Source organism: Caballeronia sp. SL1002, from assembly GCF_057814995.1.
Genome location: NZ_JBYMUW010000005.1, coordinates 1057878 through 1074061, shown reverse-complemented (window position 1 = coordinate 1074061; position 16184 = coordinate 1057878). Strand labels below are relative to the sequence as shown.

Genomic DNA, 16184 nt, shown 5'->3' with positions numbered 1-16184 from the left:
ATACCTCGACTACGACGCCCAGCCGCGCCCGCCTGAACGGATAAACCGCACATGACCGAACCCACCCGCGATAACCAGATCCTGCGCTATTACGAGGCCGAAATGCGTTATCTGCGCGAAGCCGGCAAGGAGTTCGCGCAAGCTTTCCCCGCTCGCGCCCGCGACCTCGACCTCGACCGCGTCGGCGAGCGCGATCCGCACGTCGAGCGGCTGTTCGAAGGCTTTGCGTTCCTCATGGGCCGGCTGCGCCACAAGCTCGACGACGAGTTGCCCGAGCTGACCGAAGGTCTCGTCAGCATGCTGTGGCCGCATTATCTGCGCATGATTCCGTCGCTCGCCATTCTCGAACTCATTCCCGAGGCAGGCGCGCTGCAGAAACACGAGACGCTCGCGGCGGGCCTGGAGGCGACCTCCGAGCCGGTCGGCACCGAACTCAACGCGGGCGACGCTGCGATCGAGTGTATCTATCGCACCACGCAGGCGGTCGACCTGTATCCGCTCGCGCTGAGCGAAGCGGGCGTCTATGCGCGTGAGGACGGGCGCTCGGTCATCCGTCTGCGTCTCGCTATCCAGACTCAGACCGAACGCGAGCGGCTCCAGGTGCCGCGCCTGCGCCTGTACTTGAACGCGGACCGGCCCGTGGCCCTTGCGCTTTACGCCGCGCTCACGGCAAAACCGGTCGCGATGCACGTTCGCGTGCCGGGCTGGCCGGAAGACCGCCCCGGCGCGCCCATGCCGATGCCGGGTCTTCGTCTCGCACCCGCAGGTTTCGCGGCCGACGAGCGGCTCTGGCCGAAAGCCGACAACGCATTCGGCGGCTATCAGTTGCTGCTCGAGTACTTCACGTTTCCCGAAAAGTTCATGTTCGTCGACGTGCTTGGGCTCGACATTCAGGCGATTCCCGCATCGGCGACGTCGTTCGATGTCGAGGTCGTGCTCGAGCGCTCGTATCCGGACGACATGCGTTTCAGTGCGGAAAATGTTCGTCTGTACTGCACGCCTGTCATCAATCTGTTCTCGGTGGGCAGCGATCCCGTCACGATCACGCAGCACGAAACCGAATACCGCGTGCGAGCGCGCGCGGAACATGGCTCGCTGGTCGATATTTATTCGGTCGATGCCGTGGAGTATTTCGAGCGCGGCCGGCGTTTCGAATACGTGCCTTTCGCGGCCTTCCGGCATCGCGGCGGCATGCTGCGGCATGACATGCCCGAACGCTACTATCACAGCCGCATGCGGCGCGGTCCGTCCGGCCGCTTCGACACCTGGATCGTGCTCGGCGGCCACGCCTGGGATCAGGCGAAGACACTGCCCACCGAAACGCTGTCGCTTTCGGTGACAGGGACCAACGGAATGCTGCCGCGCCATGCGCTGCGCGAAGCGGGCATTACGCGCATGCGCGGCGGTTTTACCAGCATCGGCGCGGTGCGCAATCTCACCGCGCCGACGCTGCCCGTTTATCCGCCCACCGGCGACCGCTTTCAGTGGCGCGTGTTGTCGCATCTCGCCCCGAACTATTTGTCGCTGCTCGACGCGGAAATTTTGCGCGGCTCGCTCGCGCTCTACGACTGGACCGAGGGCGAACTCAACCGCCGGCGTATCGACGCCATCACCGACGTGCGCCACCGGCCGCTCAGCAAGCTCGTCAAGGGCGGGCTGTTGCGCGGCGTGGAGATTACCGTCCTGCTCGACGCGGGGCGTTTCGCGGGCAGCGGCGACCTCGAACTCTTCGGCAGCATGCTCAACCGGTTCCTCGGTCTCTATGCAACCTTGAACCTCTACACAAAGCTCGTGATCGTGACCCAACCCACGGGACAGCGTATCGAATGGCCTGAAACCAAGGGCGAAGGGGCGCCGTTTTGAACGCACGAACGATGCCGCCGCCATCGGCAGTCCTTCCCGCCGTTTTCGACCACGCGCCGCGGATGAACTTCATCCGCTTTTGCGAACTGCTCGAACTGGCCGCGCCCGACGCTCCGCCGCTCGGGACCACCGATTCGCCGAGTACGGATCCCGTCCGGTTCCGTTCGCGCGCGCAACTGGGCTTTCCCGGGCGTGAGATCGATGCGGTCCGGCGCGACGCCGACAATCCGGCCGCGCCGCCATCCGTGGTGACGACGTTCCTCGGGCTTGATGGCGTCGACGCGCGCATGCCCGCGTATTTCATCGACGAAGTGGCGCAGAGCCGCGACGGGGCAGAGCGCCTCTCGGCGTTCCTCGACCTGTTCCATCACCGCGTGATGACGCAGTACTACCGCGTCGCGCGCAAATACCGGTATCCGGCCGGTTTCAGGCGTGACGGCGCAGACCCGGTCTCCCGCTATCTGCTCAGCTTCGCGGGCTTCGGATTCAGTACGTCCGTGCACATCGCCACTTCCGTACCGCAACCGCGCGCGGCGACCGGGATGCAGGCGTCCTCCACCGCGCGTCACCAGCTTTCGCAAGTCGCGGACAAACGCCGGCTGCTGTCGATGCTCGGGCTCGCCATGCAGAAAACGCGCACGGCCGAGGGACTGGCGGGCGTGCTGCGGCACGCCGTGCCGGACGCCGCGATCGCGGTCGAGGAATTTCACCCGGTGTGGCGGGAAGTCGACGACGTCGAGCCGGCGGCGCTCGGCGAGCAATGTCTGCTCGGCCGTGGCTTCTACGACCGGGCGAACACCGCGCGGGTCGTCATTACGCCGGCGTCGCGTGAAACGGTTTTGGCGCTCGTGCCGGGACAACGCGCGCATCGCGAGGTCATGGCGCTGCTGCGGTTCTATCTGGGCTACGAAAGCGAAGCGGATCTGGAAATGCACGTGCGGCCCGAGCTCATGCCGAAACCCGTGCTCGAACCGCGTCAGTCGACCCTGGGTTTTACGGCGCAACTGGAAGTGACGGCCGGATCGGCGGACGGCGCGGCGCGGATCACGCGCGTGCAGCTCGGCCGCTGGAACGGCGCGGGAGAAATGCACACATGAAGAACAACATCAGGAACAGGGGCATCGTCATCATGGACGAAAAAATCAAGCGCGCCGCAAGCCGTGCAAGCCGTGCAAGTCTGGCGATCGCGATTGGGTCGGCGGTGGCCGTGTCGGGCTGCGGCGTCGCCCAGTCGATCAGCGATACAACCGCGGACGCCGCGAAGTGGGCCTTCACGACTCAGGTCAAGACCATGAACGTGGACCTCAAGGGCCGCACGTCGCTCAACGCCGACGTCGAAGGGCAGTCGCTTTCGACGGTGGTGAGGTTCTACCAGCTCAAGGACGTGCAGGCCTTCGAAAAGCTGAGTTATTCGCAGCTGCAGTCGGACGATCTGAACCTGCTCAAGGCGGATTTGCTCGCGACGAAGGACGTCGTGCTACGTCCGGAGGCGAGCGCGAATATCGCCGAGCCGATGAACGAGGCGGCGCAGTTCGTGGGCGTGGTCGCGTTCTTCCGCGATCCCGGGCGGGACGCGGCATGGAAGGTGGCGATTCCGAAAAAGCAATGGAAGAAGACCGATCCGGTGAAGATCGAGTTGCGGAACAATCGACTGGTGATAAACGATGCCGATGCGCCATCGCTCAGACACGACGCTCCCCGGCAGGCCGTGCCGGCAAGTTCCGTGCCGGCGGCGGCATCCGACCGGCGATCCGGCTCGGCGGTCGACGATTGGGCAGCACGCTGAATTATCGACGCGCGCAGGGCGCGCCCGACTCGGGCATCAAACCGTCTTCAGCATCCCGCCATCGACAAAATACGTCGATCCCACGCTGTAACTCGCGCGCTCCGAGCACAGAAACACGATAAAGCTCGCCAGTTCGGCGGGCGAGGCGAAGCGGCGGATCGGCGCGTGTTCGTCGGCGACGTTTTGCAGATGCGCCTCCCAGTCGCCGCCCGAATTCTCCGTGAGCTGCTTCGCGGTCTTAATCCAGTCGGGCGTGAGCACGAGGCCGGGATTGATCGTGTTGACGCGGATGTTATCGGCGATCAGTTCGTTCGCGAGGTTCTTCGAGAGCATCATCAGCGCGGCTTTCGTCACGTTGTAGATGGGTTCGTAGCCGAGCGGCTGCGTCGCGCAAATGGACGCGTTGTTCAGGATCGCGCCGCCGCCGCGGGTTTTCATCAGCGGAACGAGGCCGCGCGCGAGCCGCACCGCCGCCATGACGTGCAGGTCCCAGTACGCCTGCCATTTCTCGTCGGGCGCGTTCATGATGGTTTCGTTGCTGCCGGTGCCCGCATTGTTGAACAGGATATCCACGCCGCCGAACGCGTCGCGCGCGGCGGTGACGAGCGTATCGACGCCGGTTTGCGTCGATACATCGCAGGCCACCGGCACCGCCTTCACGCCGTATTGCGCCGCGATCGACGCCGCCGCTTCGTCGAGCCGTTCCGGCTGGCGCGCGGCGAGCACGAGTTGCGCGCCCTCGGCGGCGAACGCCTCCGCAACCGCCAATCCGATGCCGACGCTCGCGCCGGTGAGCACCGCTACCTTGCCACGCAAATTCAGGTCCATCGGATTGTCTCCTGTGTTGCTTTTCGTTGAGTGCTCAGTCGCGCCGCAGATCGCGATACGTGAGATACACGCGCAGATCGAATTCGATCTGGTGATAACCCGGCTGCATGAATTCGCACAGCCGGTAGAACGCCTTGTTGTGGTCGCTTTCCTTTAAGTGCGCGAGTTCGTGCACGACGATCATCCGCAGGAATTCCGGCGCCGTCTCCTTGAATAGCGACGCAACGCGAATTTCCTTCTTGGCTTTCAGCTTGCCGCCCTGAACGCGCGAGATGGCGGTGTGCAGGCCGAGCGCGTGACGCACGACGTCGAGCTTGCTGTCGTAGACCACTTTATCGATGGCGGGCGCGACGCGCAGATATTCCTGCTTCAACTCGGCGCAATACTGATACAGCGCGCGATCGGACTGGACGGCGTGACGTTGCGGATAACGCTCGGCGAGATAGTCGCCGAGCTGATCCCGGGCGATGAGTTGGCGCACCTTGTCCTGCAACGCGGCGGGATAGGCGCTCAGGTATTTGAGGTCTTGCATGGGAGGCGTTCGGGCTGGAGGCTGCGTAACCGACATTGTAGCGAGCGCCGCCGCGCAACGAACACTTACCATTTCGCGATGCCGCGCGCGCCCTTTTCATGCAATTATGCGCGCCACGATTTTCCACGGCGGCGGGCGCCGCGACGACTCATGGCTTCGAACAAGGCACATCACGCGTCCGGCTGGGCGGCGGGCGTTATCGCGGCGGCGGTGGTCGGCAAGACCGGCGCGGCGGGTCCGTATCTGCTCGGCATCGCGCTTGCGTTCGCGGGCGGCGTGGTCGGCGGAACCGCGCCCGACTGGCTCGAAGTCGCGTGGTGGTCGCGCTCGCGCAAACTTTGGATCACGCACCGGACGCTCACGCACTGGGGCGTCGCGTGGATCGCGCTGCTGGCCGGTTCCTATCACTTTTTGCACGTGCATCCCATCGCGTCGGCGGCTTTCGGCTTTGCTTGCGGCGGCCTCATGCATTTGCTCGCGGACTGGCCGAACCCGCTCGGCGTCCCGTGGATCGCCCGGCGTCATTCGCTCAACTGGTGGAACAGCGGCCATTGCGACGCGCTGATCGTCGGCGCGGCGTGGCTCGGCGCGCTGGCGCTGGTCGATCACGTCTGGTTTCATGGCGCGTATAGCCATCGGCTGATGCAGACGGTGCGGTTGTGAGCGTGCCGGACGCCGCTATCCCGCATCGCCCGCGCTGAACAGATGCCGCATGCCGCGCAAATGCTCGGCGACGCGCCGCATCAGCGCAACCGCATCGCCGCTACACATCACCCCTTTGCCGTCGCCGTCGCAGAAGAGCGGCGCGCCGTCGTCGGATGCATCGATCTTCAGTCCGCCGAAACTGGCTTCGGGCGTCGGCTCACCGGCGCGGACCGTCACGATGTTGCCGTTGCGGATCGCATCGCGCGCGCGGGACAGGAACTGAATTTCGGGCGCGCGCGAGATGTCGATATGGTGATCGGCGAGAAAGCTCGCGATGGCGAGCATTGCGTTGGTCACGAGCACGCGCTCTACGGCGGCGGCTGGAATGGGCGCGTTCGCCGCTGCGTTCGCGCCCGCGTTTGCGCCTGAATCCGCAGCCGAAATCGCCGAGATCACGAGCGCTGGCTCGTTTTTGCGTTTCAACTGGATCCCCTCCGGATTCGGCGGCTGAGCCGCCGCGCCGAGCGCAAGCGTGAGCACCTGCAACTGTTCGTCGATCAAGCTGATTGCTTCGCGACTCGAATACTTGGACCCGTGCTTTTCCATCAGGCTCTCCTGGTGTCGGACTGCGGTTTCGAACTTCGGCGCAAAGCCTGTTCCCGAGAACGGCGCGCCGTCAGTCGCGACGCTGCCCGGCCACCTGAATTATCCGGTCGCGCACGATGCCGATCGCCTGCTTGAGCGCGTACACATCCGGCAAATAGCGCTGCGGAAGGTGTATCTGGCTCACGAACTCGTCGATTTTCTCGATCTCGTCGCGCCATTGTGCGGTCTGCTCCGGCGTGGGCTGCCGTGTTTTTCGTATTTCGTCTTCCAGCGACTTGATCGCGCGATACCAGACGGCCAGCCGCCCTTTGAGCCGCGATTCCGCGATGCGCGGCAGCAACTGGAACAACCCAAGCAAGATCGCGGCGAACGGCACCAGGATCAACAAGCGCCTCTCGACAAAGCTCGCGAGCCAGAACGGCAGGTAGCGCTGCAGAAACGGACGGCCGGATTTGAAGTAGCGCGTGCTTTCGTCGGAGATGGGGAATTCGTCGGTATTCGGATTGGGAAACGCGCCGCGCGGCGTGAAGTAATCCTCGCCGCCGTGCACCGTGTTCGCCGCTTCCAGCAGCAGGTAAGCGAGCGCCGGATGCAGTGTCTCCTTCGAGACGAGCATTGCGGTTGCGGCCAGCAGCGTGACGTCGGCCTGCGGCAGATCGTTGACGATGCTCGTCAGCGCGCGCGGGAAAATGATCTTCGTGAGCGACGGAAATTTCTGCACCAATGCGTCGGCCTGCGCGAAGCTCACGAGCTTGAGATTGCTGTTGAGCAGCGTCTGCTGAAGCGGCGCGTCGGGCCGGCCGATAAAGAACGCTGCATCGAGCTGGCCGCTTTCAAGGCCCTCGTACGCTTTGGCGGCGTCCATTTCAAGCAGCCTGGTGTTGTCGCGGGTCACGCCGCTGTAAGCAAGCAGCACTTGCGACACGTTGAGCAGTCCGCTGCCCGCAACGCCGATCGACACGCGCTTGCCTCGCAACTGCGCCAGCCGGTTGACGGTCACGTCGCCGCGATAGAACACCCAGATCGGTTCGTACGAGACGGCGGCGATGGTCTGGATGCCATCGGTTTCGCTCGGTTTGACGGTCCCCGACTGGATGAAGCCGACTTCATAAACGCTTTTCGGGTCGGTCAGCCGCTGATAATTCTGGACGGAACCCGAGGAACTGCGGATATCGAGCGTGATGCCGTCGCGTTTCAGCAAGGGCGCGTAGTGGTCCGCGAAGCCGCGATAGATGCCCTTGTCGGCACCCGTGGTGATCACGATCGTGCGCTGAATCGCGGGTTTGATGACGATCGCCAGCGCCCAGCCGAGCGCGGCCATGAACAGGATCGCGCCGATGATGAGGACCGCGCGGCGTTGCGTGGTCATCGGCGCTTTTTGGCTGCGCGGAAATGCGGTATTTTTCCTGACCACGGTCGCGCCTCTCTCGATCGGGCGTTTTCCGCCGAGTTGTCGAACGGGAAACCGGATAATGAAGCGGCTGCCTCGCGTTGTCCACACTCAGGAATCGCACAGTTTCGCGCACAGCGCACGCGTGGCGCGTCGAGCGTTCGACAATCGAGCGCGCCCACGGCGTTCTGTCAGCACCTTTTTCAGGAGACACCCAATGACCCGCACCGTCAACGAGAAGCGCGCAGCGTTCCGGGCAATGCACGAATCCGGATGCTTCGTCCTGCCGAACCCGTGGGATATCGGCAGCGCCCGCTATCTTCAGACGCTCGGCTTCAAGGCGCTTGCAACGACGAGTTCCGGCCGCGCGTGGTCGACGGGACGCGCCGATAACAACCTTTCGCGCGAAGTCGTGCTCGCGCACCTGCGCGAGATGGTCGAGGCGACGGATTTGCCCGTGAACGCGGATTTCGAGAACGGTTTCGGGCGCGATCCGGAGGGCGTCGCGGAAAGCGTCGGGCTGGCGGTCGAGACGGGCGTGGCGGGGCTGTCGATAGAAGATTCGACCGGCGACGGGTCCGCGCCGCTCTTTCCTATCGACATCGCCGTCGAACGGATCAGCGCGGCCCGCCGGGCGATCGACGAATCCGGCGGCGATACGCTCTTGATCGGCCGGGCGGAGAATTTTTTCGCGGGCGTGCCCGATCTGGACGACGCCATCGCGCGCCTGAAAGCCTACGCCGACGCGGGCGCGGACTGCCTCTACGCGCCGGGAATCTCGACGCGCGAGCAGATCGAAGCGGTCGTCGCGGCGGTCGCGCCGAAGCCGGTCAATTTGCTGATCGGCTCGAATTCGGCCTTTACGCTGGATGAGGTGGCCGCGCTCGGCGTGCGGCGCGTGAGCGTCGGCGGCGCGCTGGCGCGGGCGGCGTGGGGCGGCTTCATGCACGCGGCCGAGGCACTGGCGCAAGGCCGTTTCGACGGTTTTGCGGGCGCGGTCCCCGGCGCGAAGCTCGACGCGCTGTTCCGCGACCGCGCGTAGCGATTATTGTCGGCGGCGTCATGCATTTGTACATTCGCCGCGCTTGACTTAGTGCATATACACAATTAGCCTTCCCGAATCTGTTGAGCACGCGGTCCGCGTGCTTTTTTGAAATTCATTAAGTGCATATGCACAAAAGTGACCATGAGCACATCGACCGACGTTTCCTCGCCCGCCGCGCCCGCCGCGCCGGCGTCACCCGCCCGAACCCGGCGCGTGCCGTGGATGCGTCTCGCGGTCGGCGCGGTGGTGGTGGTGCTGATCGCCGCCGCGACGTACTGGTACACGGTGCTGCGCTTCGTGCAATCCACCGACGACGCCTATGTCGGCGGCAACGTGACCGTGCTCGCGCCGAAAGTGAACGGGTTCGTCGCGGAATTGCGGGTCACGGATAACCAGCGCGTGACGGCGGGGCAGGTGCTGATCCGCCTCGACGCCCGCGATTACGACGCGCGCCTGGCGCAAGCCTCGGCGGACGTGGCGAGCGCGCAGGCCGCCGTCGCCGAACTCCAGGCGAAGCGCGCGTTGCAGGACGCCGTGATCAGCCAGCAGGACGCGCAGCGGCACGCTTCGTTGGCGGAAGTGACGCGCAGCGCGGCGGATCGCGTGCGGTATCGCGAACTGGTGAAGGACGACGCCGTGTCGGGCCAGATCGTCGAGCGCGCGGACGCCGATTTCGCCAAGGCGCGCGCCGCCGCCGACCAGAGCGACGCCGCGCTGGTCGCCGCGCGGCGCGAATCCACCGTGATCGACGCGCAGATCGCCGATGCCCGCGCGCGCGTCGGCACGGCAGAAGCGGCCCGCCGCGTGGCCGAACTAAACGTGGAATACACGACGATCCGCGCGCCGGTGGACGGCTATGTCGGCAACCGGACGGCGCGCGTCGGCATGCTGGCGAACGCGGGCGCGGCGCTGTTGAGCATCGTGCCGTCGAGCGGATTGTGGATCGACGCGAATTTCAAGGAAGATCAGTTGAAGCAGATGCGCGTCGGCGATCGCGTGGATGTCGCGCTCGACGCCGCCAACGCGCCGCTCGCCGGACGCGTGGAAAGTCTCGCGCCCGCGACCGGCGCGACGTTCAGCGTGCTGCCCGCTGAAAACGCGACGGGCAATTTCACGAAGATCGTGCAGCGCGTGCCGGTGCGAATCCGGCTCGACGACGAGCCGCGCGCCAAGAACGTGCTGCGGCCAGGACTCTCGGCGACGGTGCGCGTCCACGTCGATCTGCAGGCGGCTCAATGAACGCCAACGCCGCGACCGCCGCGCCGCTCGATCCCGCCAGCCAGCCGATTCGCCAGCGCGCGTTCGCCTTCGCGCTGATGTGCCTCGGCTTCTTCATGGCGACGCTCGATATCCAGATCGTGGCGTCGTCGCTGAAGGACATTGGCGGCGGGTTATCGGCGAGTCAGGACGAACTTTCGTGGGTGCAGACGTCGTATCTGATCGCGGAAATTCTCGTGATTCCGATGTCCGGCTGGCTCTCGCGCGTATTTTCCACGCGCTGGCTGTTCGTCGCGTCCGCCGTGGGTTTCACGGTGACGAGCATGCTGTGCGGCCTCGCGTGGGACATCAATTCGATGATCATTTTCCGCGGCCTGCAAGGCGCGCTCGGCGCCGCGATGATCCCGACCGTCTTCACCACCGCCTTCGTGCTGTTCCCGGGCAAACAACGGCTGATCGCCTCGACGACCATCGGCGCGCTCGCGTCGCTCGCGCCCGCCATTGGGCCGGTGATCGGCGGCTGGATCACGTCGCAATGGTCGTGGCACTGGTTGTTCTATCTGAACCTCGTGCCGGGCGTCGCCGTGGCCGCGCTGGTGCCGAAGTACATGCGGATCGACGAACCGGATTTGTCGCTCCTCAAGCGCGGCGATTACCTCGGCATCCTGCTGATGTCGGGCTTCCTTGGCTGCCTCGAATACGTGCTCGAAGAAGGGCCGCGCAAGAACTGGTTCGGCGACGACGCCATTCTCGCCTGCACCTGGATTTCCGCGATCTGCGGTTTCCTGTTCTTCGTCCACGCGTTCACGGCGAAAGAGCCGATCGTCGATTTGCGCGCGCTCGCCGTCCGCAATTTCGCGATCGGCTCGCTGCTGTCGTTCGTGACGGGTATCGGTATTTTCGTTTCGGTGTTTCTCACGCCGCTGTTTCTCTCGCGGGTGCGCGGTTTCGATTCGCTGCAGATCGGTTATGCACTGCTGTCGGTCGGCTGCTTCCAGTTGCTCGCGCTCGGGGCGTACGCGACGGCGTCGCGGTTTATCGACATGCGCTGGCTGCTCGTGTTCGGCCTCGTCTGTTTTGGCGCGGGCTGCTACTTCTACACGCCGATGACGCACGATTGGGGCTGGCAGGAATTCCTGCTGCCGCAGGCGTTGCGCGGGATCGGTCAGCAATTCGCGGTGCCGCCCATCGTCACGATGGCGCTCGGCTCGCTGCCGCAATCGCGTCTCAGATCGGCGAGCGGCCTCTTCAATTTGATGCGCAATCTGGGCGGCGCGATCGGCATCGCGGTCAGCGCAACGATGCTCAACGACCGGCTCAATCTGCATTATCTGCGGCTGAACGAGCACATCACGAGCGGGCGGCCTGAAGTCGAAAGCCTGCTTGCGCAAAGCGCGAATCATCTCGGCGCGGCCATGGGCGATGCGCTCGACGCGTCGCAGGCGGGGCTCGCGAACCTGCACGCGCTCGTGTTGCGCGAAGCGCTCGTGCTGACCTTCGCCGATTGTTTCTACGTGCTCGCCGCGTGCTTTCTTGTCGGTATCGCGAGCGTGCTGTTTTCGCGGCCGATCACGAACGCGCCGCCTTCCTCGGATGCTCATTGATCTGCTTGATCCGCGCCACGAAGCCACGAAGCGACGAAGCCACGAAGCCGCGAAGTCACGAAGTCACGAAGCCACGACGCCACGAAGCCACGAAGCCACGAAGCGACGAAGCGACGAAGCCACGAAGCCACGAAGCCACGAAGCCACGAAGCCACGAAGCCACGAAGTCACGAAGTCACGACGCCACGAAGTCACGAAGCCATGAAAAAACTGTTTGCTGAAATTGCCGCTTGTCTGACGCTCGCCGCGTGCGCCGTGCAACCCGCGACGCATCCCGACTTGTCCGCGACCGTCGGCGCGACTGCTCCGGCGGCGTGGTCGGTGAGCACGCCGGAAGCCGCGCCCGACGTCGATCCCGCCGGGTGGTGGAATCAGTTCGGCGACCCCGTGCTGCACGAACTGGTGGCGTCCGTGCTGGAAGGCAATCTCGATGTGCAGGCCGCCGCCGAGCGCGTAAAGCAAGCCGACGCACTCACCACCCAGCGCCGCGCCGCGCTGCTGCCGCAACTCGATCTCAACGCGGGCGCATCCAACACGCGGCAGAACACGCCGCCGCCGCTCGGCTACGTGCGCGAAGCCGGAATCGGCGTGGCGCTTTCCTGGACGCCGGACGTGTTCGGCGGCGAGCGGCTCGAATTGCTCGCAGCGGAAGCCGCGCGCAGTCACAGCGCGCACGACGCGGACCAGGTGCGCCTTGCGCTGGCCGCCGATACCGCGTCCGCTTACGTCGATTTGCGCTGGGCGCAGGCCGAACGCAAAATACTGCGCGACAACATCGTCATTCGAGAGCGCGCGTTGCGGCTCACGCAACGCCGCCTGCAATACGGACTTTCGACCCGGCTCGACGTCGCGCGCGCGCAAAACCAGTTGAGCGAACTCGAAGCGCGGCTGCCGCGTGCGGAATCGGCGGTGCAGCATCAGTTGAGTTTGATAGCGGTGTATTCGGGGCGCACGCCGGAATCGGTGGATCGGCTGACGCTCGCGCAACCCGGCGACGACCCCGCGATTCCCGCGCCGTCGAACGCCGCGCCGCAGGTGTTGCCGTCCGACGCGCTGCTGCGCCGTCCCGATGTCCGCGCCGCCTATGCCGATGTCGAGACGCGCGCGGCGCAGGTCGGCGTGTCGAGGGCGGAGCGGTATCCGAAGTTTTCGTTGCGTCTGACGGACGGTTTGCTGGCGTCTTCGTATCTGGGTTTGCCGACGCTCACCGACAACCTGTTCAGCGCCGCGCTTAACGCGACCAGCCCGATTTTCAACGCCGGGCGCATCACGGCGGAGATCGAGGCGAGCGAAAGCCGGATGCGCGAATCGCAATTGCATCTCGCGCAGACGATGCTCGAAGCGTTGAAGGACGTGGAGGACACGCGCAGCGATCTTGTGAGTTCGACCGAGGCGACCGCGCGCCTGACCGATGCACTCGGCGCGTCCAGTCAGTCGCTCACGCTTTCGACGCAGTTGTACAAGGGCGGGGCGGCGAGCTTTCTCGATGTGCTCGCGGCGCAGGAGGCGTATCTGAAGGACGCCGATTCGCTGAATCAGGCGAAACGCGAGCATGCGCTCGCGGCGGTGGCGTTGTACAGGTCGCTCGGGGGCGGGTGGAGCATCGCGCCGGAAGATCTCGCGGCGCGCTGAATGCGCAGCGGATTCGGCGTTATTGATAGCTCATCGTGTAGGTGGCCGAGGCTCGCACCGTGCCGGTCATCACGCCGGTTGCGAGCCGGTAGTACTGCGCGGAGAACGGAACGGCCAGATTGCCGGTCGTGGAATTCGCGACCATGCGCACCTGGTCCAGGGTGAGCGGGTTGTCGGTTGCATCGAGCAACTGAATGCCGATACCAGTCGCGCTGCCCGTCGAAGGGACGACGGAATTGACGCCGGATGCGCCCGCCGGACTGCTGAGAGTGTCCGTAGCAAAAAACGCTTGAGGCTTATTTTGTTCAGCGCTTTCTATTTCGGTCTCTGGTTGAATTCAATGCGTATCGACTGACTTGGTGTTCAAGGTGCGGAAGTTTTGCGCCTGAAGCACCGGCCCGGCGACGCACTGCGACTCCACCGACAGATATCCCGTCGTCTTTTCAGTCGGTTGCGGCAGCGTGTACGCGATCCGGCATTGCTCGGCAGGACTGTCGCCCCACTTCACGATCAGCCCGCCGCGATCTTCGAGTCCGCGCGCGAAGATCCGGCTGTCCTGTCCGACCACGCCCACCGACTTGCCGGTTTCGTCCTCCACGCTCGCGCCGAACGGCAGGGTGCCGCCGCCCAGCTTCGGCGCGCGGACGAGCGCCGCGCGACCGGTCACCGTGTCGTACTTCAGCATCACGACCGACCCGGCGCGCGGCGCGACTTCCGCGGAGGTCGACTTGAATTCGACATCGGTCGAAGTGCCTTTCGGGTCGAGATCCACCACATTCAAGCTGTAGGGCGACAGATACGGAATCACCGCGTAGCCGTGCGAATCGACCTTCGTACCCGGCGCGCTCGATACGTTCGCGCCTTTCGCTGCCGGCGCCTGCACGATGCCGAACGTATCGCCGACCGTCTGCGAGAACGTGACGCCGCCCGGATGCGCGACGATCGAACCCTGCACGCCCGCCGACACCTGTTGCGTGCCGTTACCGCCGCTTGCCGAGGCACTAACCGTCGTGGTGGGCGCGCGGTAGGTGGCGCTCGCGCCCGCCACGCCGGAACTGTTCGATGTGCCCGCGTTGTAGTTGCCGTAACCGCTGTAGGAAAACTGGTTGAACTCGCCGAGCGAGCCGCTGATATTCGCCTGCGTATTCGTGCCGCTGCCGGAGTTTCGCGCGACGTTTGTGGTCAGCGTCGGTGCGCGGGCCGATTGACCGAGCGGCATCGTCAGGCCCAGCATGAATTCGTTCGACAGGCGTCCGTCCATGGCGCGCGTGCGCCCGGCCGACACACTGTATGTGCCGTATTTGAAGCCGTTCGTATAACCGGCCTGATACAGCGTGTCGGTGCCGCTACGGTTCCAGTAATTTTGCGATGACCCGGTCAGATACACGGTGCCGTGATCGCCGAGCCGCTGGTTGACGGTCGCCTGAAAGTGGCTGCGCTGGCGAAAAACCGAGTCGACGTCGCCGCCGCGATTCGCGATGTCCTGCACAGAAGCCGCATCGTTTAGATTCAGATATCCCGACGACGAAAAGCGGTACGCGGCGACCGCGACGTTCGTATCGGTGGGCGTGAAGAACTTGCTGTAGCCAATCCGAAGGCTCGTGCCGCGCATCGCCTGCGCATTGGGTACGCTCGCCTGCGACCCGGTGACGTCGAAGGAGAACGCACCGACTTTCGTATTCAGCGCCGCGCCGAGGTTCGCGGCGGCATAGGCGGACGAGGCGATCGCGCCGCCGTAGGCGGTGACGGCGTTGGTCAGGCCGCGCTGGATCGTGAACTGGCCGAACACCGGCTTCTGTTCGAGGGAATCGTTGCGAAGCTGGCCTGCCGTTGCGCTGAATCGCGTGACGCCGGGACGCAGCGATTGCGAGACCGATGCGAACGGCACGGTGAACGTCTTCGTGCGCCCGTCGGATTCCGTCACGGTCACGTCGAGATTGCCGCCGTAACCCGTCGAGTAGAGGTCGTTGATTTCGAACGGGCCTGGCGAAACGTTCGTTTCCAGCAGCACCTGGCCGTTCTGACGCACCGTCACGCGCGCGTTCGAATCGGCGATGCCGCGCACGACCGGCGCATAGCCACGCAGCGACTCGGGCAACATGCGATCGTCGGTTGCTATTTGGGCGCCTCGGAACGAGACGCTGTCGAACACTTCGCCGGTCGTGTAGGCGTCGCCGAGCGTCACCTGCGCGCCCAGCTTTTCGATATCGCGCTGCGCATACGTGGCGATGTTGTCGAATTGGGTCGATTGACCGGTCGATGCCGATGCTGACGACTGATGCCGGAAATGCCAGCGCCCGACATTCACGCCAGCGTTCAGTCCGAGATAACTTTGCGTCGAGTTGCGATCCCCACCACTCGTGCGGAACGTGTTCGCGTTATAGCTGAGAAAGCCGGCGTTGACGCCCTGGTCCCATTGATCCGGCGACACGTAGCCCCGCGCCGAGCGACGCATGTAGGCCTGCGGAACGCTCAGGTCGAGGCGCTGCTCGGCGAAGTCCAAATCGACGCTCGCACCCGGCACGATATCGGCGACGTCGCCGCACGACTCGGCCTCCGGCGCTGCCGTCGCAGCAGCGTGTCCTGTCGCGGCGTCGGCTTTAACCAGATCGACGCCTGCGCGTTGCAGCAGGGCGCGGCTTAGGCACGGCGTCGCGGATGCTTGGCCGTCCCGCGTTGCAAAGCGGACTTCTTCACGGGCGAGACGCGAGCCGTTGACGACGATTTCGACCAGATAGCCTCCCGGCGACACCGCGTTGCCGCGTGCAAAGCGGCTCACGTCGATCGTTTGGCCGCCTTGCGAGTTGATGAACACGTTGTCGAACTGAACTTCTTCGACTGCATTCGATGTGGAATCTCCGGCCGTAGCGGGCGAAATCGCGCCGCATGCCAGCAACGCCACCACGATCGCGGCGAGCGGCCGCAGACGCAGCACGGTTTCGTTCGGGCGGGATGCAGGGCGTTGAGAAGGTTTCATGGTCCGGGTTCGCGATGACGACGTTCGAATTCGTGCGCGAGTTTTCCCGGCGGGCTGC

General features: G+C 64.9%; 14 protein-coding genes. 8 read left to right on the top strand and 6 right to left on the bottom strand.

The window, feature by feature from the left end; all coding sequences use genetic code 11:
- Positions 1-51 precede the first annotated feature (51 nt).
- From tssF to tssJ, 3 genes are all read left to right on the top strand, one after another.
- On the top strand, positions 52-1863 hold the full coding sequence (gene tssF, locus AC3D25_RS29180; protein ID WP_488891955.1) for a type VI secretion system baseplate subunit TssF: 1812 nt from the start codon (positions 52-54) through the stop codon (positions 1861-1863).
- A gap of 62 nt (positions 1864-1925) precedes the next feature.
- Positions 1926-2960 carry a type VI secretion system baseplate subunit TssG gene (tssG, locus tag AC3D25_RS29175; RefSeq protein WP_488891954.1) on the top strand — a complete coding sequence of 345 codons (1035 nt, stop codon included), beginning with the start codon at positions 1926-1928 and terminating at the stop codon, positions 2958-2960.
- 32 nt (positions 2961-2992) lie between these two features.
- Positions 2993-3649 (top strand): type VI secretion system lipoprotein TssJ, encoded by a 657-nt coding sequence (gene tssJ, locus AC3D25_RS29170; RefSeq protein WP_488892186.1) that lies wholly within the window; start codon positions 2993-2995, stop codon positions 3647-3649.
- 36 nt (positions 3650-3685) lie between these two features.
- Here tssJ and AC3D25_RS29165 read toward each other — a convergent pair whose 3' ends face one another.
- Positions 3686-4477, bottom strand: a complete 792-nt coding sequence (locus tag AC3D25_RS29165; RefSeq protein WP_488891953.1) for an SDR family NAD(P)-dependent oxidoreductase — start codon at positions 4475-4477, stop codon at positions 3686-3688.
- A 34-nt stretch (positions 4478-4511) separates the two neighbouring features.
- Positions 4512-5009, bottom strand: coding sequence for a M48 metallopeptidase family protein (locus tag AC3D25_RS29160; RefSeq protein WP_488891952.1), 498 nt, complete (start codon positions 5007-5009; stop codon positions 4512-4514).
- A gap of 150 nt (positions 5010-5159) precedes the next feature.
- On the opposite strand from AC3D25_RS29160, the gene AC3D25_RS29155 reads away from it, so the two are divergent.
- Entirely contained in the window at positions 5160-5672 is a 513-nt protein-coding gene (locus tag AC3D25_RS29155) for a metal-dependent hydrolase (protein ID WP_488891951.1), read from the top strand.
- A 15-nt stretch (positions 5673-5687) separates the two neighbouring features.
- Here the strand turns inward: AC3D25_RS29155 and AC3D25_RS29150 are convergent, their stop codons facing one another.
- Together AC3D25_RS29150 and AC3D25_RS29145 are read right to left on the bottom strand one after the other, a co-directional pair.
- Entirely contained in the window at positions 5688-6260 is a 573-nt protein-coding gene (locus AC3D25_RS29150; protein WP_488891950.1) for a hypothetical protein, read from the bottom strand.
- Positions 6261-6330: 70 nt separating this feature from the next.
- On the bottom strand, positions 6331-7629 hold the full coding sequence (locus AC3D25_RS29145) for a TAXI family TRAP transporter solute-binding subunit (RefSeq protein ID WP_488891949.1): 1299 nt from the start codon (positions 7627-7629) through the stop codon (positions 6331-6333).
- 238 nt (positions 7630-7867) lie between these two features.
- Between AC3D25_RS29145 and AC3D25_RS29140 the strand changes: the two genes are divergently transcribed.
- The 4 genes from AC3D25_RS29140 (at position 7868) to AC3D25_RS29125 (ending at position 13149) form a co-directional block, all read left to right on the top strand.
- On the top strand, positions 7868-8692 hold the full coding sequence (locus AC3D25_RS29140) for an isocitrate lyase/PEP mutase family protein (RefSeq protein WP_488891948.1): 825 nt from the start codon (positions 7868-7870) through the stop codon (positions 8690-8692).
- Positions 8693-8836: 144 nt separating this feature from the next.
- Positions 8837-9934: an HlyD family secretion protein gene (locus AC3D25_RS29135; protein WP_488891947.1), complete on the top strand. Its 1098-nt coding sequence runs from the start codon at positions 8837-8839 to the stop codon at positions 9932-9934.
- Positions 9931-11517: a DHA2 family efflux MFS transporter permease subunit gene (locus tag AC3D25_RS29130; RefSeq protein WP_488891946.1), complete on the top strand. Its 1587-nt coding sequence runs from the start codon at positions 9931-9933 to the stop codon at positions 11515-11517. The genes AC3D25_RS29135 and AC3D25_RS29130 overlap by 4 nt, the downstream gene beginning before the upstream one ends.
- A 201-nt stretch (positions 11518-11718) precedes the next feature.
- Positions 11719-13149 (top strand): efflux transporter outer membrane subunit, encoded by a 1431-nt coding sequence (locus AC3D25_RS29125; RefSeq protein ID WP_488891945.1) that lies wholly within the window; start codon positions 11719-11721, stop codon positions 13147-13149.
- A 19-nt stretch (positions 13150-13168) separates the two neighbouring features.
- On the opposite strand, the gene AC3D25_RS29120 is transcribed toward AC3D25_RS29125, so the two are convergent.
- On the bottom strand, positions 13169-13468 hold the full coding sequence (locus AC3D25_RS29120; RefSeq protein WP_488892185.1) for a fimbrial protein: 300 nt from the start codon (positions 13466-13468) through the stop codon (positions 13169-13171).
- 18 nt (positions 13469-13486) lie between these two features.
- The gene (locus AC3D25_RS29115) at positions 13487-16126 is read right to left on the bottom strand and encodes a fimbria/pilus outer membrane usher protein (protein ID WP_488891944.1); all 2640 of its coding nucleotides are present in this window, start codon (positions 16124-16126) and stop codon (positions 13487-13489) included.
- Positions 16127-16184 lie beyond the last annotated feature (58 nt).